The sequence below is a fragment of the Cryobacterium sp. CAN_C2 genome (genome assembly GCF_015751745.1).
GTDB lineage: Bacteria > Actinomycetota > Actinomycetes > Actinomycetales > Microbacteriaceae > Cryobacterium.
The window spans coordinates 217,490-237,262 of record NZ_JADOUX010000001.1 but is presented as its reverse complement, the minus strand read 5'-3'; the positions used below and the strand labels follow the sequence as shown (position 1 = coordinate 237,262).

Genomic DNA, 19,773 nt, shown 5'->3' with positions numbered 1-19,773 from the left:
ACGTCATCATGCGCGTCGTCATCGCCCCCGACAAGTTCAAGGGTTCGCTCTCCGCGCCTGAGGTCGCACAGCATCTGGCTGTGGGACTTCGAACTTCTGCCGCAAGTCTCGGCTACCCGATCGACGTACTCTCTATTCCCGTGGCCGACGGTGGTGAAGGCACCGTCGATGCCGCCGTCGGCGCAGGCTTTCAACGTCGCACCGCGACTGTCACCGGGCCGACCGGACGATTGATTCAGGCAGCATTCGCCGTACGCGGTTCGGAAGCCGTCATCGAAATGGCCGCCGCCTCCGGACTCGGCGTCCTCCCGGACGGCATCCCGGCCCCGCTCAGCGCAACCAGCCGAGGAACCGGCGAACTCATCCGCGCCGCGCTGGACGCTGGATGCCGGCACATCGTCCTGGCCATCGGCGGCAGCGCAAGCACCGACGGCGGATCCGGGGTGCTCCGCGGACTCGGAGCCCGCTTCCTCGACTCGCGGTTCCTCCACGCCGACGGGGCCGAGATCCCGGGCGGTGGCGGCTTTCTCGCCGGATTGGATCGCATCGACCTGTCAGGCCTGGATGACCGTCTGCGGGAGACGAGCATCGTGCTCGCCACAGATGTCGACAATCCGCTCCTCGGCGCGCGCGGCGCCGCCGCAGTCTTCGGCCCGCAAAAGGGTGCCTCCCCCGCCGACATTCTTGACCTCGAAGCTGGGCTCGCGCACTTCGTCACGGTTCTCGGCGAGATCTTCGGCGCGCAGGCCAAGGACGCCGCGAACGCGGCTGGTGCGGGCGCCGCGGGCGGAGTGGGCTACGCGGCCCTCACGGTGCTTGGTGCCACTCGACGCCCAGGCATCGACATCGTCCTGGAGTTCACCGAGCTGAACAGGCGCCTAGCTGGAGCGGATTTGGTGATCACGGGCGAAGGTAGCCTCGACCATCAAAGCCTCGCAGGCAAGACCCCTGTCGGCGTCGCGCGGGCCGCCACCCGAGCAGGAATCCCGGTCATAGCTGTGTGCGGTCGAACCACTCTGGAGCCCCGCGAAGTGCACCTGGCTGGATTTCAGCGAATCTACCCGCTCACTGCCCTGGAGCCGGATCTCGCGGTCAGCATGACCCAGGCGGGGCGACTGCTGGAACAACTCGGCCGACAGATTGGTCGCCACTTCGCACCGAATGGTCCACCAGCCCAGAATTCCGTCCCAGCCCTCGTTGGCGAATGACCCCGTTACCTTGTTCATGTCCCCGGATGGTGTGATTATCGGGGATGTTGGCCCGTCGGGTCCGGCCTGATTATTGCCCCCAGTCGTTGATGATCCGGGGGGGTGTTGTCACCGGATTTGACTGGTGTCAGGTGATCGCTAATAGGGGCCGTACTGAAACCCAGGCCATTCGTAACGTGGATGTGAGACTCGATACCGCGGCGCTGACCAACATAACGGTTCAGAGACGGGAGTAATCATGATTGAGCACTACGACTCCGTGGACGTGTTCGTCGGCGTCGACGTGGGGAAAGGAGAGCATCACGCGGTCGCCTACGACCGCGCTGGGAAAGTGCTCTTCGACAAGGCCCTGCCCAACGACAAGGCCCTGCCCAACGACGCGGCCAAACTTCGCGAGGTCATCGGAAAGCTAAAAAAGCACGGTCAAGTCCTCTTCGTCGTCGATCAACCCGCCACGATCGGTGCCCTGCCCGTCGCGGTCGCTCAAGCGGAGAACGTCCTCGTCGGGTATCTGCCGGGCTTGGCCATGCGCCGCATCGCGGACCTCCACCCGGGCGAGGCGAAGACGGATGCCCGTGATGCGGCCATCATCGCCCAAGCCGCCCACACTCTTCCCCACGCGTTGCGGTCCATTCAACTGGCCGATGAACAGGTCGCGGAACTGTCAATGCTGTGCGGTTTCGACGACGACGTCCTCGGACAGATTGTCGCGACCAGCAACCGAATCCGCGGCCTCCTCACCCAGATCCACCCAGCATTGGAGCGGGTCCTGGGCCCGCACCTCGACCACCCCGCAGTGCTGGACCTGCTGCAGAAACACCCGTCGCCAGCATCGATGAAAGCCGCCGGCACGGTCCGACTTGGGAACCGACTGATCAAGCGGGCGCCGCGCATGGGGCGTCGCCTCGCCGCCCAGATCACGCAGGCCCTCGGCGAGCAAACCGTCGTCGCCGTGGGCACGAACGCGGCCAACACGGTGCTTCCCCGCCTCGCCGAACAACTCTCCGCCCTGCGCCGACAGCGTGACGAGATCGCGGTCGAAGTGGAGAGACTCATCGATGCCCACCCTCTTCAGCCCGTCCTGATCAGCATGCCCGGAGTCGGGGCCAGGACCGCCGCCAGACTCCTCACCGAAGTCTCCGGGAAGGAGTTCGCCAACGCCGGACACCTCGCCTCCGACGCCGGCCTCGCCCCCGTGACCCGCCGTTCCGGCTCGTCGATCCGCGGCGAACACAGCTCCCGACGAGGCAACAAAGCCCTCAAACGAGCGCTGTTCCTCTCCGCCCTCGCTGCCCTCCACGATCAAGCATCACGGACCTACTACGACCGGAAGATCGCCGAGGGCAAGCATCACAACCAGGCCCTGCTCGCCCTCGCCAGGCCACGCTGCAACGTCCTCTACGCCATGCTGCGCGACGGCACCCTCTACGAAAACGAACCCAAAAAGCACGCCCTCGCCGCTTGACAAAAACATAGGGGCACCCCCAGCTCGAACAGGATCACGTCGGGTTGCGCAGGGTTCCTGATGCCGCGCCATAACGTTAGAGACCCGCGTGCTAAGAACTGTCTCCGGAACTACTGCCACGTTGCGCCCGGCCGCACAGGAGGGCTTCGCGACGGTGGGCAGCTCGGGCGTGCACGGTTTTTGACCTTCTTGGTTTACGAGGACCGACTCGTCGGCCGGGCCATTAAGCAAGCTGGCGTGCTCGTGGACACCTTCACCGACACCTGCAGAACGATCCTGCCAGGTTCAATGCGCTCATCGGCGGCGTCATCGCGATCAGCCGATGACGGCTTTGGCTCCGCCCTTCTGTTTGCGCCGTCAGCGGCCTAGGAGCGGTCGCGTTTTTCTTCGATGACGATAATCTCGGGGGTGCCGTTTCGGCCCGAGTTCGGTGCTGGCCGTGTCTGCTGCGGCCGTGTCTGCTGGTGCGGTGTTTGATGGGGCAGCGGATGCTGCGGGCCGGCTGGCGCAGACTGGCCGCGAGCGGTCTGCTCCACTAGGTCGACCATTTCGCGCATCCGACGCCGGGCGGCATCGAACAGCTCCCAGATGGCAAACCAGAACACGAATAGCCCGCCAATGATAACGAGTACGCTAAGCCAGCCGGCGGCATCCGTTGAAAAAGGAATGGCAATGATGAGCGCGTGCCAGAATGCGAGGACGCCAACGTCGGTATATGAAACCGACCGGGTGGCGCGCACCTCTTTGCGGGCATAAATAACCAGTGCCACCAGAAGCAGACCGAGGCCGATGAGTACGGCGCCGAAGAAAATGCCCAGCACCGCCCAGCCGCCCGATCCGAAGATCGAGGACCCGACGAGGAGCCAGAGCGGCAGGACTCCGGCGGCAATGAATTGCCAGTGGTAGAAGGCGCGGCGGATGATCACGCGGTTAGTTTATCGACGGGGGCTGGTACTGGCCTTGGCGTTCGCTGGAGGCTGAAGCTCTGGTGTCAGAAGGTCGGGGCGCACCCGTTCGGTGCGTTCGATCTGCTGCTGGCGGCGCCAGGCGCTGATGGCGCCGTGGTTTCCGCTCAGCAACACCGGCGGCACGTCGAGGCCGCGCCAGCTGGCCGGCTTGGTATAGCTCGGGTATTCGAGCAGGCCGTCTTCGTGGGATTCCTCGACAAGGCTCTCGGGGTTGCCGACAACTCCGGGAATGAGCCGGCCGATCGCCTCGATCATGGCCATAACGGCGACCTCTCCCCCGTTGAGTACGTAGTCGCCGAGGCTGACCAGGCGCACCCGGCTGCGGGATTCGTAGTGGTCGACGACGCGTTGATCGATGCCCTCGTAGCGGCCGCACCCGAAGACGAGGTGCTGCTCGAGCGACAGTTCGCGTGCCATCGCTTGATTGAACTGGTCGCCGGCCGGCGAAGGAAAAAGGAGGATGGGACCGTCGTCGTGCGTGCCAGCGTTCTTCACAGTCACGGCGTCGCCGAGGATGGCGTCGAGGGCGTCACCCCACGGTTCGGGCTTCATCACCATGCCGGCGCCACCGCCGTAGGGAGTGTCATCAACCGAGTGGTGACGATCGTGGGTGTGGTCGCGCAGGTTGTGCACGCCCAACTCGATCAATCCGCTCTGGCGGGCTTTGCCCAGCAGCGACAGATCGAGCACATCGAAGAATTCGGGAAAAATAGTGACGATATCGATGCGCATGGTCAAATTCTAGAAGAGTCCGGCGTGCTCTTTCGCCTCGTGGTAGCGGTCAATGACCAAATCGACCAGCGGAACGGGGGCCGGTTCGCCCGGCAGCAGCAGCGGGGCGGTGACCCGTTCGGCGCCCGCGCTCTGGGCGCGGGTGAGGTCGAAGAAGAAGCCGGGCGCCATGAGATAGGTGCTCACGGTGACCTGCTGGCTGCGGATTCGAGCGGCAGTGACAGCACACGCCAGCCGTGGCGTGGCTGCGGAGAGAAAGCCAACGGTGACGCGAACGCCCAGTCGACGTTCGAGCTGGGCGCCGACCGTACGGCAGTCGTTGACTGCGCGCGCATCGCTGGAACCGGCGGCAGAGAGCACGACTTCCTGGCCGGGCAACTTTTGGTCGAACCCGGCGGCACGCAGTCGATGTTCGAGAACGTCGATGAGCCGGTCATCGGGTCCGAGCGCTGGGGAGACAGCCGTCACACGGGAATGTGCGCGGGTCTCCCGTTGCAGGTCGACATGCACGTGGTACCCGGCAGAGAGCAGCAGCGGCACCACGACCGCGGCGCAGCCGGAGTGTATCCCGTCGAGGCTCGACACGACATCCGGCTGTTGCACATCGACAAAACCGCCGGTTACGCTCAAATCGGGACGGGCGAACGCGACCGCCTCAACGAGAGTGGCGATGGCCGCCCGACCGTCAGGCGAATTGGTACCGTGCGAGATCGCCACGAGGGCAGCGGTTCGCACGGGGGCGGGATCGTCAGGAGCATGGTTGCGTTCGGCAGGGTCGTGGTCAGCAGGGTCGTGGTCGGCAGGGTTGCGTTCGGCAGAACCATGGTCAGCAGGGTCGTGGTCGGGAATTTCGTAGTGGGCAGGGTCGTGGTGGGCAGGGCCGTCGCGGCGGTACCGACCCGGCGAGCGCGCCAAAAGCGTGAGACTGCCGTTACCTTCACTCACAATGACTCCGCCCTGCCGTTAGCTTGACCTTGACTGTGTCGCCAGCTTCACCTGAGCTGGCTTCCGTGTAGTCTGCCTCGTTTACGGCGGCGCAGCATCCGTTGCCGACACACTCCGTCACACGCAAATGTCAGGCCTGCAGCAGGGTTGTTACGATGCATGACCTTTTCATACCGACGCCGGGAGCAAATCGTGTCTCCTCGATTACTGTTCTACGAAGTGGTATCGCCATCGTTGCAGAGTCGTCGTTTCGTGCCTAAGGAGTGTGCAGATGCCAGCCCCAAACCGTGTCGCAGCCGGGTCCGCTAAAGCCGGGTCAGCCACCGTAGCGTCCGCTGTGGCCGGGTCGGCCACAGCCGGGTCGGCAGCAGCCGGGTCCGACGCGGGCGTTCCACGCACGGCCGGGTCGGTCACCCTTGTCGGCGGCGGTCCTGGCGCCGTCGAGCTGATGACCGTGGCGGCCGTAGCCGCGCTTAAACGAGCGGATGTCGTGTTGTTCGACCGCCTCGCACCAAACAAGGACCTCGCCTCACTGGCACCGTTCGCCACCCTTATTGATGTAGGCAAACGCGCCGGCAGCCATCCGGTTTCGCAGTCCGGAATTGAAGACCTCTTGGTCGAGCACGCCCTCGCCGGTCAGCGCGTGGTGCGATTGAAGGGAGGCGACCCCTACATCTTCGGCCGGGGTAGCGAAGAAGTGCTCGCCTGCCACCGCAGCGGCGTTGCCGTCACCGTCATTTCAGGGGTGACGAGTGCGATCGCCGTGCCTGCGGAGGCGGGGATTCCGCTCACCCATCGCGGTATGAGCCACTCTTTCACCGTGATCAGTGGCCATGCACCCCTCACCGAAAATGAGTTAGCAGGCCTAACCCTGCTCGAAAGCACCATCGTCGTGCTCATGGGCGTCGGAACGCTGCCGACCCTAACCCAGGGGCTGTTACGCCATGGTGTGCCCGCGGATTTGCCCGTGGCCATCATCGAACGCGGGTTCAGCGCAGCCCAACGCACGACCGTCAGCACGCTGTCGGCCGTTCTCGTCGATGCCGCCGTGGCCGGTGTAGCCAGTCCTGCCGTGCTGGTGATCGGCAAGGTCGTGCGTCTCGCGTTCAGCGGCGATGCCGCCGCGGAAGATCTGGTGGCCCGAGCAGCCGAATATACCGTGGCCGCCTGATCCTGAAGATTGCACTACGACGACTCTCAACTCGCGCGCAGGGCTCGCGCCCGTGCGCAGGGCTCGCGCCCGTGCGCCGCGGTTACGCGCATATATACGGATTGCGCGCGCGGACCACGCGCATCTGTGCGTGCCTTGAAAGTGTGCTGGGGTTGCGCCAGTGCGCGGGAGTTCAAGCCCAGCCACACCTCCCCCGCATCCGGGTACGCGCGAGTTGCGCCAGTGCGCGGGAGTTCCGCCTACCGCGCAGTGGCGCATGTCCCGCGAAACGTGGATCCGGTTAGGTTGCCGGGTCGGCCTCGGCGGGGTCCTCGGGCAGCTCTTCGAGCAGGCCGGGCGGCGGTGTGATTGTGACCACGCCGTTCTTCACGTCGACGTTCGGCACGATCGCCTTCACGAACGGGATCATGACGTCGCCGGTCGGCGTTTTCACGATCAACAGGTCTTGGGCAGGCATGTGCTCAAGGCGACCGATGGTGCCGATGCGCACACCGTCACGGACGACGGCGAGGCCGACCAGCTGGTGGTCGTACCAGGCGTCTTCTTCATCCGACTGCTCTTCAACGTCCGCGTCGATCCAGAGGATCGCCTTGGCGAGCGTTTCTGCCGTGGAGCGGTCGGGAACATCCTTGAAAAAACCGACCGCGTGCTGGTTGTACCAGCGCAGCTCGACGAGTTCAATCGTCTTGCCGTGCCAGGCCGAGCCGGTCGGAACCTGCAGTGTGAACACGGCGCCCGGGACGAAACGTCGTCCCGGGTCATCCGTGAACAGTTCGAGCTTGATTGCTCCCTTGAGGCCGTGCGCCTTCGTCAGGCGCCCCACCCGTAACTGCTGGGTGCGGTCCTTCGCGCTGTCGTGCACTGATCTAAAAATCGGTGTCGACGACGTCGACGCGAACGCGTCGACCATCGGCCAGAGCTGCAACGAGGGTGCGCAGGGCCTTGGCGGTGCGACCAGCGCGACCAATGACCCGGCCGAGATCCTCGGGGTTCACACGAACCTCGAGCACCTCGCCTCGTGGCGAATTCTTTTCTGCAACGTGCACGTCGTCCGGGTGATCAACGATCCCCTTGACGAGGTGTTCGAGCGCGGGAGCAAGCAACAGTTACGCCTCTTCGGTTGCGGGGGCCGCAACCTCTTCGACCTTGGCGACCGGCTTCTCGGCCTTGGGCTTGAGAACCGGCTTCTTCTTCTCGTCAGCGACGAAAGCAGCCTTCGGTTCCTTCACCTTGACGGTGCTCCTGGCGTTTTTGTCTCCCTTGAAGATGCCCCAGTCGCCCGTGAGCTTGAGGAGTGCAGCAACCTGTTCGGTCGGCTGAGCGCCGACGCTGAGCCAGTACTGCGCCCGCTCGGACTTGACCTCGATGACCGAGGGCTCCTCCGTGGGGTGGTAGATGCCGATTTCTTCGATGACACGACCGTCGCGCTTGGTGCGCGCGTCGGCAACGACAATGCGGTAGTACGGAGCACGGATCTTGCCCATGCGCTTCAGACGAATTTTGACAGCCACAATTCTCCAGTGTTGATTCGGTGTTTGGCGAACCTTGGGCCGTGAGCGTGGGGGCACACTCGGCATAAGCTCTATAGGACCACGTTGCACCGAGATAGAGGGTCGGGCACAACGGATCGCGACTAACCATTCTGTCAGAGATTGCTCACTGAGTGATAATCGATCAAAACGGCTTTCACCAGCCGACCCAAGGAGCGCCCGTGCCACTCGAATTCGCCCGATCCGCCCGCTCCACCGTGGGCATCGAGTGGGAGGTCGCCCTTGTCGACCGCCACACCGGCGATCTGGTGTCGATCGCGGACCAGGTGCTTGACGCCCTACGCGGCCCCGACGGCTCGGCGCACGCCACCATCACCGGTGAATTGCTGCTCAATACGGTCGAGCTGGTTTCCGGGGTGCACGACTCGGTGGGCCACGCGGTCGAGGATGTCGCCGGTCAGCTCGGCGAGGTGCGTCGCGTTCTCGCCGGCCGCGACATTGATGTGATCTGTAGCGGATCGCATCCGTTCGCGCAATGGTTTGACCAGACCGTTACCGACCAGGCGCGGTACCACAAGCTCATCGACCGCACCCAGTGGTGGGGTCGCAACATGATGATCTGGGGTATCCACGTGCACGTGGGCATCGACGACAAGGCCAAGGTCATTCCGATCATGAACGGCCTGCTGACCTACGTTCCCCACCTGCAGGCGCTGAGCGCGTCGAGCCCGTTCTGGGCCGGCGTCGATACCGGCTATGCGAGTAACCGTTCGCTCATGTTCCAGCAGCTGCCCACCGCCGGCCTGCCGTGGGACCTGCCCGACTGGGAGGCATGGGAGCGCTACGTCGACGATATGGCGGTGACCGGCATCATCGAAGACGTCACCGAGGTGCGCTGGGATATTCGTCCGTCACCACGCTGGGGCACGATCGAGGTGCGCGTCTGCGACGGCGTCTCCACCACCGTGGAGCTCGGCGCGATCACCGCGTTCATCCAGTGCCTGGTCGAGTGGATGTCCACCCGCCTCGACGCGGGACAAGACGTGCCGCGCATGCAACCGTGGTTCGTGCGCGAAAACAAGTGGCGGGCAGCCCGCTACGGGCTGGACGCCGAAATCATCCTGGACGCGGGCGGCGCCGAATGCCTCGTGACCGATGACGTGCGTCGCCTGATCGAGGTCCTCTCCCCCGTCGCCGAGCGCCTCGGCTGCTTGCCGGAGCTGCTCGGCCTGCACCGCATCATCGACGACGGCGGCAGCTACCAACGACAGCTCGCCGTCGCCGCCTCCAGCGGCGGCAGCCTGCATGCCGTCGTCGCGGCGCTCAGCCACGAGCTGGCACAGGGTCTCGGGAGCTGACCGGGCTGCACACGGAAGTGGGCAGGGCGTCCGCTCGCGTGCGCGGATCAGGCGTTCTTGCTGTCGCGCCAGGCCAGCCAGTCGGTGGCGTTGCCGAGGTCGTAGTCAGGGCCGGAGATTCCCACCGTGAACAGGCTGGTGCCGAGGTCAAAGAGCGCGTCGGCGTCGGCGACGGTGCGACCGCGCAGCTCGGTGGAGATCTCGATCTCACTCAGGTCGCGACCGACCTCGTCACACCAGGCGCTGAGCACGCCGAGCTTGTGCTCGAGCACTTCGGGGTTCGAGAACGAGTGCCAGATGTCGGCGTGCTGGGCGACGATGCGCAGAGTTTTCTTCTCGCCGCCACCGCCGATGAGCACCGGGATATCGCGGGTGGGCGGCGGGTTGATCCGGGCCCAGCGGGCCTCGATGCGGTTCAGGCTGTCAGCAAGCGCGTTGAGTCGGGTGCCGGGCGTGCCGAACTCGTAACCGTACTCCTGATAGTCGCGCTCGAACCAGCCGGCGCCGGTGCCGAAGATGAAGCGACCACCGCTGATGTGATCGATTGTGCGGGCCATGTCGGCCTGCAGGTCGGCGTTGCGGTAGCTGTTGCAGTTCACGAGGGCGCCGAATTGGAGGGTCGTGGTCTGCTCGGCCCAAGCGGCGAGGATGGTCCACGACTCAAAGTGCAGGCCGTCGGGCTCACCGCTGAGCGGAAAGAAGTGGTCCCAGTTGAAAGCGATGTCAGCGCCGAGCGCCTCGACCTCGGCGAGCGTGTCACGAATTTTGGAATACTGGGCGTGCTGCGGGGCGATCTGCACACCGAGGCGCACTGTACGGTTCGTCGCTGAAGTCATGAACCCAGCCTAGGACCGCCCCCGGGCCGGGCCGCGACCCCCGTCGCCGGATTGGGCAGAGATTTAGCGCGCAGTAGGCGCGCATTGCCAGCGCGTAGCCCCCCGCACAGCGGATGCCAGGCGAATGCTACCGGCCGAGCATTTTCTGCAGCGCGGCCATTTCCTCGTCCGTCGGGCCGCCGGCTTTTCCCTTGCCGGGCTGGGCACTGGAGCCGAGACCGAAACCGGAGCCACCGACATCCGCTTTCGCGTTCTCCCCGGCGGGCTTGACGCCCGAGGCGAGCGCGGCGTTTTCGGCGGCGCGCTTGGCCGGGTTGCCCGACTTGGAGCCCTTCTTCTTGGCCACCTGCTTGGGCTTGCCGCCGTAGCCGGCGCCGGGGATCGGGCCCATCCCGGGAATGTTGGGCATGCCTCCCTTGGCGACGGTCTTCATCATCTTGGCGGCCTGCTCGAAGCGCTGCACCAGCTGGTTGACCTCGGTGACGGTCGACCCGGAGCCCTTGGCGATGCGCAGGCGGCGAGAGCCGTTCAGCAATTTCGGGGTCGTGCGCTCAAGCTTGGTCATGGACTGGATGATCGCCTCGGTGCGCACGATCTCGCGCTCGTCGAAGTTTTCGAGCTGTTGCTTCATCGCGCCCGCGCCGGGGAGCATGCTCATCATCTTCTTGATCGAGCCCATGTTGCGCAGCTGCTGCATCTGGCCGAGGAAGTCATCGAGGGTGAAGGTGTCGGTCGCGAATTTCTCGGCGACCTTGCGGGCTTCGTCTTCGTCGAACGCTCCCTGAGCCTGTTCGATCAGGGTGAGGATGTCACCGAGGTCGAGAATGCGGCCTGCCATTCGGTCGGGATGGAACGGCTCGAAGTCGTCGAGCCCCTCACCGGTCGAAGCGAACATGATCGGTCGGCCGGTGAGGCTCGCGACCGAGAGTGCGGCGCCACCGCGGGCATCGCCGTCGAGCTTAGTGAGCACGACGCCGGTGAAGTCGACGCCGTCCTGGAAGGCCTTCGCCGTTGCTACCGCGTCCTGGCCGATCATGGCGTCGATGACGAAGAGCACCTCGTCTGGGTCGATCGCCTTGCGAATGTTAGCGGCCTGCTTCATGAGCTCGGCGTCAACACCGAGGCGTCCGGCGGTGTCGACGATGACCACGTCGTGCACCTTCTGCAGGGCGTACTTCACGCCGTCCCGGGCGACCTTGACCGGGTCGCCGACGCCGTTGCCAGGCTCGGGGGCGTAAACGGAAACGCCGGCTTGCTTGGCGACGACCTCGAGCTGGGTGACGGCATTGGGGCGCTGTAGGTCGGCAGCGACGAGCAGCGGGGTGTGGCCGTCTTTGGCGAGCCACTTTGCGAGCTTGCCGGCGAGGGTGGTCTTACCGGCTCCCTGCAGGCCGGCGAGCATGATGATCGTCGGCGGCTTCTTGGCGAATTCCAGCCGACGCTGCTGGCCACCGAGAATCGTGACGAGCTCGTCGTTGACGATCTGCACAACCTGCTGGGCCGGGTTCAGCGCCTTGCTGACCTCGTCGCCGAGGGCACGTTCGCGCACCTTGCCGGTGAACTCCTTGACGACCTCGAGGGCGACGTCGGCGTCGAGCAGGGCGCGGCGAATCTCACGAACGGTGCCGTCGACATCCGCTGCGCTGAGTTTGCCCTTGGTACGGAGGTTTTTGAACGTCTCGGCAAGACGATCTGAGAGATTTCCAAAAGTAGCCATGATGGGTTTAGTTTATCCGGCAGCCAGCAGTGCCCCGTTGCACCACCCGGGCCCACCTTATGACCGCGGGCCCACGATAGAACATGGGCCCGGCCGGGGCCCGGTGGCTCCTCTGGGCTAACTGTCCAGGGCCACCAGGATGGTGTCGCCGTGCACGTCGATCGTGACGACGAGCAGGCCGTCGGAGTCGTCGGGGCTGATGGCGTACTCGAGTACCGCGAAGTGCGCCTCGCTGCCGCTGTGGTGCGGGTGAAAGCCGATGCGTTGCAGGCGCAGAGAGCGCAGAAAGTCGATCTGCTGGTCGCCGGAATCCCAGATGATGGCGTCTTCGATCGCCTCCTGGTCCATCTCGTCGAGTTGCTCGGCGATGTATCGGCTCGTCACCGAGACCTCGGCCGACAGATCGGCGACGAGGGATTCGCGCACCTGGGAGTCGAGGTCTTCGATCGAGCCGATCATGGCCGCGGCGATATCGAGCGCCTCGGCGGTGACCGAATCTTCATCGGGCGAGCTGAGGTCGATTTCGACGCTCTGGTCACCGAGTTCGGCCGATTCCGACCAGTAGACCTCGCCCTCGTCTTCGTCGCCGAGAATTCCGAAGAAATCGTGTTCGATGCTCATGCTGCCCTCACTGTCCCTTGAATGTAACGATGATCGATCAGCCGACGAGTTTTTGTGCGAACACGTGCGGGGTGAACCCGGTGAGGTCGTTGATACCCTCACCCTGCCCGACCAATTTGATCGGAATGCCGGTCTTCTCCTGCACGGCCAGCACGAAGCCACCGCGCGCTGAGCCGTCGAGCTTGGTCAGTACGAGCCCGGTCACCCCGGCGTGCTCGATGAATGCCTCGGCCTGGGCGAGCCCGTTCTGGCCGGTTGTGGCGTCGAGCACCAGTAGCACCTCGGCGATCGGCCCCTGCTTCTCGACGACCCGGCGAATCTTGGTGAGCTCGTCCATAAGACCGCCCTTGGTCTGCAGCCGCCCAGCGGTGTCGATGAGCACAATTTCGATGCCCTCGTTCTTCGCCTTTTCGACGGTTTGAAAGGCGACGGATGCCGGATCCTGGCCGGTCATCTGCGGCTTCACAATCTGCGCTCCGGCGCGTTCGGCCCAGGTTGCCAGCTGTTCGACGGCCCCGGCACGGAACGTGTCGGCGGCGCCGATCACGACGCTGCGGCCGTAGGTGTGCAGAAACTTGGCGAACTTGCCGATCGTCGTGGTCTTGCCGACGCCGTTGACGCCGACGACGAGCACGACGGCGGGCCGCTCGGAGAGCGTCAGGGTGGAGTCGAGAATGGACAGCCGCTCTTCGATGCCTTCTCGCAGCATCCGTTGCAGGTCGGTCGGGTCGGTCGTGTTGTATTTGGCGACCTTGGCGCGCAGGTCGGTGATGACCGCATCGGTGACGGTGGGGCCGAAGTCGGCCTGCAGCAGGGCATCCTCGAGGTCGTCCCAGGTATCGGCGTCGATGGTCTTCTTCGTGAACATTCCGCGCAGTGCGCCGGAGAGGGACCAGGGGGTGCGTTCAGCCATGTCCCTAGCCTACGGGGGCGGGGCCCAGTAACATCCCTCGTATCGTTCACGACAGGACCCCCTGTCAACTCATCAACGTCAGCCCGATTGCGCCCGGCTCAGTGCCGTTGGCCGCTGACCCGCACGGTTGCCCCGTGCCGTCCGGCGAGCCGGGCAGAGCAATCACCCGCGCTCCGCCCGGCGCTCAGCGCGATCCACGCAACCTGTGTGACGCCGCGTGACAGTCTGTGACAGCACGTGACCGGCTTTAGTTTCCCCATTCGTGCGGCGCGGTAGCGTCAGTGTCGTTGCTTCGGGTCACAAACACCGGGGCGGCGCCGCCAACCGAGGGAGCCGACGTGCCGAACGAAACCGAGACGGTGCACACCACTGCGACAGGGGCCGCGACCGCACCGGTAGCAGCGACCAAGCCGGCCACGGCCCGCCCGCCGCGGCCGTCAACGCGTCCGAACGGCCAGTGGAAGATCGACGGCACCGAACCGCTCAACGGCAACGAGGCCTGGAAGCAGGTCGACAACGGCCTCGCCGTGCGCGGTCGCATCGAGGAGATCTACTCCAGGCAGGGGTTCGACTCCATCGACAGCACCGACCTGCACGGCCGTTTTCGCTGGTGGGGCCTCTACACGCAGCGCAAGCCCGGCATCGACGGCGGCAAGACCGCCACCCTGGAGCCGGAAGAACTCGAAGACCGCTACTTCATGCTGCGCGTGCGCATCGACGGCGGCCAGCTCACGACCGAACAGGCCCGCGTGATCGGTGCGGTCTCCCGCGACTTCGGCCGCGATACTGCCGACATCACCGACCGCCAGAACATCCAGCTGCACTGGATCCAGATCGAGGATATGCCCGAAATCTGGCGACGTCTCGAAGCCGTCGGCCTCGAGACCACCCAGGCCTGCGGCGACGTGCCGCGCGTGTTCCTCGGCTCCCCCGTGGCCGGCATCGCCGCCGACGAACTTATCGACCCGACCGAGGCCATCCACGACCTCGCCCGCAAGTTTCTCGGCACCGACGAGTTCGCCAACCTGCCGCGCAAGTTCAAGACGGCCATCACCGGCCATCCCAGCCAGGACGTCGTGCACGAGATCAATGACATCGGCCTCGTCGCCGTCGAGCACCCGGAGTTGGGTATCGGCTACGACCTCTGGGTTGGCGGGGCGCTGAGCACCACCCCGCGCCTGGCCGAACGCCTCGGCGCTTTCGTGGTACCCGACCAGGTCAACGAGGTCTGGCGCGGCGTCGTTTCCATCTTTCGCGACTACGGCTACCGCCGCCTGCGCGGCAAGGCCCGCCTGAAATTTCTGCTCGCCGAATGGGGTACAGAAAAGTTTCGCCGCATTCTCGAAGACGAATACCTCGGCTACACCCTGCCCGACGGCCCCGCCGCACCCCGCCCGAAGACGCAGGGCGATCACGTGGGCGTGCACAAGCAGAAGGACGGCCGCTTCTATATCGGCGTCGCCCCCTTCGTCGGCCGCGTCTCCGGCCAGACCCTGATCAAGCTCGCCGACCTGCTCGAAGCCCACGGCTCGACCCGGCTTCGCACGACCCCGCACCAGAAGATCGTCGTGCTCGACGTGGCCGACGAGCACGTGGAACCCATCATCGCGGCCCTCGACGAGATCGGCCTGTCGGCCCGCCCGAGCCTGTTCCGCCGTTCCACCGTCGCCTGCACCGGCATCGAATTCTGCAAGCTCGCCATCGTCGAGACTAAACAGTCCGCAACGGATGCCATCCTCCAGCTCGAGAAGCGGCTCGCCGACATCGACGCCCCGCACCCCATCACGCTGCACGTGAACGGATGCCCCAACTCGTGCGCTCGCATTCAAACCGCCGACATCGGGCTCAAGGGCCAGCTGCTGCCGGATGGCAGCGGCGGCTCAACCCCCGGCTTTCAGGTGCACCTCGGCGGCGGCCTCGCCTCCGTCGATCGCGACGAGGCCGGCCTCGGCCGCACCGTGCGCGGACTCAAGGTGACCGCCGACGACCTGGCCGACTACGTCGAACGCCTCGTGCGCCGTTTTCTGGCCGCCCGCCTCAACGAAGAAACCTTCGCCCAGTGGGCGCACCGCGCCGACGAGGAAGACCTCAAATGAGCGCCATCAACCAAAGCGCCCGCGCCGCGGCATCCGCTGTCCCCGCTCGCCAGCGGTCGCCGCATCGGCCGGCCAGCGAGCTGCAGGCCCTCGCCGAACAGGGCTCGGCTGAACTCGTCGCGGCCCAGGAAGCCGCTGGCCGCGAGGCGACCGCCGCCGAGGTCGTCGCCTGGGTCGCCCGCAACTTCAGCGGCGATGCCGTGGCTGTCGCTTGCTCCATGGCCGACGCGGTTCTGCCCGCGATCGTATCGCAGCAGCTGCCCGGCGTCGACGTGCTCTTTCTCGACACTGGCTATCACTTCGCCGAAACCTATGCGACCCGCGACGCGGTCGCCGCCGCCCTGCCGATAACGGTCGTCGACGTGCTGCCGCTCACAACAGTGCCGGAGCAGGATACCCTGCACGGCGCCGAACTTTTTGCCCGGGACCCCAACGCCTGCTGCGCGATGCGCAAAGTCGAACCGTTGCAGCGTTCACTCGGCGGCTACGAACTGTGGTTCACCGGTGTGCGGCGGGACGAAGCGCCCACCCGCGCCAATACGCCCCTGATCACCTGGGATGAACGTAACGGCCTGGTCAAGGTGAACCCGGTCGCCGCGTGGAGCTACGACGAATTGATGGGCTACGCCAGCGAACATCACGTGCCGGTGAACGTGCTGCTCTCCCAGGGCTACCCCTCCATTGGCTGTGCCCCCTGCACCCAACCCGTCGCGGCGGGCGCTGATCCCCGGTCCGGCCGCTGGGCCACCCTCGAGAAGACAGAATGCGGGCTCCACCTGTGACCACTGCGCTGGTTTCAACACCGGCCACTACCCACCGCCTGTCTGAACTCGACGTGCTCGAGAGTGAAGCGATCCATATCATTCGCGAGGTCGTCGCCGAGTTCGAACGCCCCGTACTGTTGTTCAGTGGCGGCAAAGACTCCGTTGTGGTGCTGCACCTTGCCGCGAAGGCGTTCTGGCCGGGCAAGATTCCGTTCTCCCTGCTGCACGTCGACACCGGTCACAATTTTCCCGAGGTGCTCGAGTTTCGCGATAAAACCGTCGCCACGCACGGGGTGCGCCTGATCGTCGCCACGGTCGAGGATTACGTGGCCGACGGCCGCCTCGTTGAACGCGCAGACGGCACCCGCAACCCGTTGCAAACGCTGCCGCTGCTCGACGCGATCGCGGCTGGCCGGCACGACGCCGTCTTCGGCGGCGCCCGCCGCGACGAAGACAAGGCTCGCGCCAAGGAACGCATCCTCTCGCTGCGCGACGAATTCGGGCAGTGGGACCCACGCAACCAGCGTCCCGAGCTGTGGAACCTCTACAACGGCCGGCACACCGTCGGCCAGCACGTGCGCGCCTTTCCGATCAGTAACTGGACCGAACTCAACGTCTGGCGTTATATCGAACGCGAAAACATCGACCTGCCCCCGCTCTACTACGCGCACGAGCGTGAGGTATACCGCCGCGACAACATGTGGCGCGCGGTCAGCCCGGTCAGTCCGCCCCGCGTCGACGAAACCGTCGAGCTGCGCACGGTGCGCTACCGCACGGTCGGCGACATGAGCTGCACCGGCGCGGTCGACTCGAATGCGGCATCCGTCGCCGATGTCGTGCGCGAGGTCGGCGTGAGCACCATCACCGAACGAGGCGCCACCCGCGCCGACGACCGCATCTCCGAGGCAGCCATGGAAGACCGCAAGAAGGAAGGATATTTCTAATGAAGAATTCGCTGCGTTTAGGCGCCCTCATCTTCGGAACGACCCTTCTTTTAGGCGGATGCGTCGCCACGGTCAGCACCGAGCCCGCCACCGACCAGGGCCCCGCAGCGAAACTGCGCCTCGGCTATTTCGACAACGTCACCCACGCCGCTGCGCTCGTTGGGCTACAGAACGGCTTCTTCGAAGAGGCTCTGGGTGATACGACCCTGAGCACCCAGATCTTCACCGCCGGCCCGGCCGCCGTGGAGGCGCTGAGCGCCGGCGCCATCGACGCCGCCTACATCGGCCCGGGCCCGGCCGTCAACACGTTCGTGCAGAGCGGCGGCCAGTCGGCCACGATCGTGGCCGGTGGCTCGAGCGGCGGCGCGGCGCTCGTCGTGCGCGACGGCATTGACGGCCCGGCCGATCTCGCCGGCACCATCCTCGCTACCCCGCAGCTCGGCAACACCCAGGACGTCGCTCTGCGCTCCTGGCTCGGCGACGAAGGCTACGAGACCAGTACGACCGGTGGCGGCGCTGTCACCGTGTCACCGACCGATAATGCGCAGACCCTGGCCCTGTTTCAGAGCGGCAAAATCGACGGCGCCTGGCTGCCCGAACCGTGGGTCTCCCGGCTCGTGCTGCAGGCCGGCGGCCACGTTCTCGTGAACGAGGCCGACCTGTGGGACAACGGCGACTTTCCCACCACCGTGCTGCTCGTGCGCACGGACTTTCTCACAGAGCATCCCGACACCGTGAGCGCCCTGCTCGAGGGGCACGTCACCGCGGTCGACTGGCTCACCCAGAACCCGGCCGACGCCGCCACGGTCATCAATGCAAAGCTGACGGCCGACACCGGCAAGGCACTCGATGGAGCTGTTCTGACCCGGGCGCTGACCGACGTCACATTCACTGTCGACCCGCTGGCTGCGACCTTTCCGGTCTCGCTCGCCGAGGCGGTCAAGGCCGGCACCGGCAAGGACGGCGACCTGAACGGTCTGTTCAACGTGGCACTGCTCAACGCCGTCCTGGCAAAGCGCGGAGAAGCACCGGTCTCGGCCGGCGGATTGGGAACGGAATAAGCGCATGACACTCGCCATTGAGAGCCAGAACCTGGGCACGGAAGTCGCCGTCACAGGTACCCTGTTTCGCTTCGCGACGGCCGGATCAGTCGACGACGGCAAGTCCACCCTGGTGGGGCGGCTGCTGCACGACTCGAAGGCCATCCTCGCCGACCAGCTCGAAGCAGTCACCCGCACCTCCACCGAGCGCGGTTTCGGCGGTGAGAGCGGCGGCATCGACTTCGCACTGCTGACCGACGGCCTGCGCGCCGAACGCGAACAGGGCATCACCATCGACGTGGCCTACCGCTACTTCGCAACTCCGGCCCGTTCGTTCATTCTGGCTGACTGCCCCGGGCATGTGCAGTACACCCGCAACATGGTGACCGGCGCCACCACAGCGGATGCCGTCATCATGCTCATCGACGCCCGCAAGGGCGTGCTCGAGCAGACGCGCCGTCACCTCAGCGTCGTCGCCCTGCTGCGCGTGCCGCACGTGATCGTCGCGGTCAACAAGATCGACCTGCTCGGCTACGACGAGGCGGCCTACCGGAAGGTGGAGGCATCCGTTCGTCTTGTCACCGCCGAACTCGGTATCGGTTTGCTCGGAAACGGCGGCGTGCACGTCATTCCCGTGTCGGCCCTCGTTGGCGACAACGTCGTGGACCGCTCAGAGCGAACCCCCTGGTATGCCGGGCCGAGCCTGCTCGAACTGCTGGAAACGCTCACCGTGATCGACGATCGGGGCGAGTCCGGGCGCGCCGCCGAGGCGTTTCGCCTGCCCGTGCAGCTTGTACTGCGCCCGCAGGGCGCGGTTGTCGTCGCCCCCGAACTCGCCGACTCGTACCGCGACTACCGTGCCTATGCCGGGCAGGTTGCGAGCGGCAGCATCAGGATCGGCGACACCGTGAATGTCGAGCCCGGTGGCGGCACCAGCACCGTCACCGGCATCGACTTCGCCGGGGTCGACCTCGACGAGGCCTTCGCACCGCAGTCGATCGCCCTGCGCCTGGCCGACGACCTCGACATTGCCCGCGGCGCCGTGATCGCCGCCGCCGACACCCTGCCACCCGTCACCCGCACCCTCGAAGCCGACCTGTTCTGGCTCGACCCGCGCCCGCTCGCACCGGGAGCCCGTGTGCTCGTGAAGTTCGGCACGACCGTCGTGCAGGCCCTGATCAGCGCGGTCACCGGTCGACTCGACCTGACGACGCTCGCCGTCGAGCCGGCCACGGGCCTGGCCGTGAACGACACTGGGCAGGCCAGCATCCGCCTGTCGCGCGATCTGCCCGTAGAACGCTACGCGCAGAACCGCCGATCCGGCGCGTTTCTCGTGATCCACCCGCAGGACGGCGCGACCCTCGCCGCCGGCATCGTCACCGCCCCCGGCGAGCCCACCCACGCCGGTGATGGTTCGGGTGCCGGGTTGGAAGTCTCGCCGTGACCTCGCCCACGAACGTTGCTCTTGCTGCGGCCCGGAGTGAAGCGGTCGCCCCTTCGTCGCT

Annotated in this window: 19 protein-coding genes; 9 read left to right on the top strand and 10 right to left on the bottom strand. The window is 65.8% G+C overall.

What is annotated here, in order from left to right; genetic code table 11:
• The first annotated feature begins 8 nt into the window (after positions 1-8).
• Both IWX77_RS01155 and IWX77_RS01150 read left to right on the top strand, forming a co-directional pair.
• Positions 9-1,208, top strand: a complete 1,200-nt coding sequence (locus IWX77_RS01155) for a glycerate kinase (RefSeq protein WP_196842667.1) — start codon at positions 9-11, stop codon at positions 1,206-1,208.
• A 238-nt stretch (positions 1,209-1,446) separates the two neighbouring features.
• A complete protein-coding gene (locus IWX77_RS01150) occupies positions 1,447-2,673 on the top strand; it encodes an IS110 family transposase (protein ID WP_196842666.1) in 1,227 nt (408 codons plus the stop codon).
• A gap of 365 nt (positions 2,674-3,038) precedes the next feature.
• Here IWX77_RS01150 and IWX77_RS01145 read toward each other — a convergent pair whose 3' ends face one another.
• The 3 genes from IWX77_RS01145 to IWX77_RS01135 are packed head-to-tail and all read right to left on the bottom strand — an operon-like array spanning position 3,039 to position 5,318.
• A complete protein-coding gene (locus IWX77_RS01145; RefSeq protein WP_196842665.1) occupies positions 3,039-3,599 on the bottom strand; it encodes an MFS transporter in 561 nt (186 codons plus the stop codon).
• Between the two features lie 9 nt (positions 3,600-3,608).
• The gene (gene trmD, locus IWX77_RS01140; protein WP_196842664.1) at positions 3,609-4,373 is read right to left on the bottom strand and encodes a tRNA (guanosine(37)-N1)-methyltransferase TrmD; all 765 of its coding nucleotides are present in this window, start codon (positions 4,371-4,373) and stop codon (positions 3,609-3,611) included.
• 9 nt (positions 4,374-4,382) lie between these two features.
• Entirely contained in the window at positions 4,383-5,318 is a 936-nt protein-coding gene (locus tag IWX77_RS01135; RefSeq protein ID WP_327012043.1) for a sirohydrochlorin chelatase, read from the bottom strand.
• 271 nt (positions 5,319-5,589) lie between these two features.
• Here IWX77_RS01135 and cobA point away from each other — a divergent pair, with 271 nt between their 5' ends.
• Positions 5,590-6,489: a uroporphyrinogen-III C-methyltransferase gene (gene cobA / locus IWX77_RS01130; RefSeq protein WP_196842663.1), complete on the top strand. Its 900-nt coding sequence runs from the start codon at positions 5,590-5,592 to the stop codon at positions 6,487-6,489.
• Positions 6,490-6,769: 280 nt separating this feature from the next.
• Here cobA and rimM read toward each other — a convergent pair whose 3' ends face one another.
• The 3 genes from rimM to rpsP are packed head-to-tail and all read right to left on the bottom strand — an operon-like array spanning position 6,770 to position 8,000.
• On the bottom strand, positions 6,770-7,399 hold the full coding sequence (rimM, locus tag IWX77_RS01125) for a ribosome maturation factor RimM (protein ID WP_196842662.1): 630 nt from the start codon (positions 7,397-7,399) through the stop codon (positions 6,770-6,772).
• A complete protein-coding gene (locus IWX77_RS01120) occupies positions 7,356-7,592 on the bottom strand; it encodes an RNA-binding protein (protein ID WP_035879344.1) in 237 nt (78 codons plus the stop codon). Before IWX77_RS01120 ends, rimM begins: the two co-directional genes overlap by 44 nt.
• A gap of 3 nt (positions 7,593-7,595) precedes the next feature.
• Positions 7,596-8,000, bottom strand: a complete 405-nt coding sequence (gene rpsP, locus IWX77_RS01115; RefSeq protein ID WP_196842661.1) for a 30S ribosomal protein S16 — start codon at positions 7,998-8,000, stop codon at positions 7,596-7,598.
• Positions 8,001-8,200: 200 nt separating this feature from the next.
• On the opposite strand from rpsP, the gene IWX77_RS01110 reads away from it, so the two are divergent.
• Positions 8,201-9,337, top strand: coding sequence for a glutamate--cysteine ligase (locus IWX77_RS01110; RefSeq protein WP_196842660.1), 1,137 nt, complete (start codon positions 8,201-8,203; stop codon positions 9,335-9,337).
• Between the two features lie 47 nt (positions 9,338-9,384).
• On the opposite strand, the gene IWX77_RS01105 is transcribed toward IWX77_RS01110, so the two are convergent.
• From IWX77_RS01105 to ftsY, 4 genes are all read right to left on the bottom strand, one after another.
• Entirely contained in the window at positions 9,385-10,173 is a 789-nt protein-coding gene (locus tag IWX77_RS01105) for an LLM class F420-dependent oxidoreductase (RefSeq protein ID WP_196842659.1), read from the bottom strand.
• Positions 10,174-10,300: 127 nt separating this feature from the next.
• Complete coding sequence (gene ffh, locus IWX77_RS01100; protein ID WP_196842658.1) at positions 10,301-11,890, bottom strand: signal recognition particle protein; 1,590 nt, start codon at positions 11,888-11,890, stop codon at positions 10,301-10,303.
• Positions 11,891-12,007: 117 nt separating this feature from the next.
• Entirely contained in the window at positions 12,008-12,511 is a 504-nt protein-coding gene (locus tag IWX77_RS01095; protein WP_196842657.1) for a DUF2004 domain-containing protein, read from the bottom strand.
• Positions 12,512-12,548: 37 nt separating this feature from the next.
• Positions 12,549-13,424 carry a signal recognition particle-docking protein FtsY gene (ftsY, locus tag IWX77_RS01090; protein WP_196842656.1) on the bottom strand — a complete coding sequence of 292 codons (876 nt, stop codon included), beginning with the start codon at positions 13,422-13,424 and terminating at the stop codon, positions 12,549-12,551.
• Positions 13,425-13,783: 359 nt separating this feature from the next.
• Here ftsY and IWX77_RS01085 point away from each other — a divergent pair, with 359 nt between their 5' ends.
• From IWX77_RS01085 to IWX77_RS01065, 5 genes are read left to right on the top strand one after another with little or no spacing between them, the layout of a single operon-like run.
• Positions 13,784-15,520: a nitrite/sulfite reductase gene (locus tag IWX77_RS01085; protein WP_196842765.1), complete on the top strand. Its 1,737-nt coding sequence runs from the start codon at positions 13,784-13,786 to the stop codon at positions 15,518-15,520.
• The gene (locus IWX77_RS01080) at positions 15,517-16,302 is read left to right on the top strand and encodes a phosphoadenylyl-sulfate reductase (RefSeq protein WP_196842655.1); all 786 of its coding nucleotides are present in this window, start codon (positions 15,517-15,519) and stop codon (positions 16,300-16,302) included. The genes IWX77_RS01085 and IWX77_RS01080 overlap by 4 nt, the downstream gene beginning before the upstream one ends.
• Positions 16,284-17,228, top strand: a complete 945-nt coding sequence (gene cysD / locus IWX77_RS01075) for a sulfate adenylyltransferase subunit CysD (RefSeq protein ID WP_196842654.1) — start codon at positions 16,284-16,286, stop codon at positions 17,226-17,228. Before IWX77_RS01080 ends, cysD begins: the two co-directional genes overlap by 19 nt.
• Complete coding sequence (locus IWX77_RS01070) at positions 17,228-18,289, top strand: ABC transporter substrate-binding protein (protein WP_196842653.1); 1,062 nt, start codon at positions 17,228-17,230, stop codon at positions 18,287-18,289. Before cysD ends, IWX77_RS01070 begins: the two co-directional genes overlap by 1 nt.
• Before the next feature lie 4 nt (positions 18,290-18,293).
• Entirely contained in the window at positions 18,294-19,712 is a 1,419-nt protein-coding gene (locus IWX77_RS01065; protein ID WP_196842652.1) for a sulfate adenylyltransferase subunit 1, read from the top strand.
• The last annotated feature ends 61 nt before the right edge of the window (positions 19,713-19,773 follow it).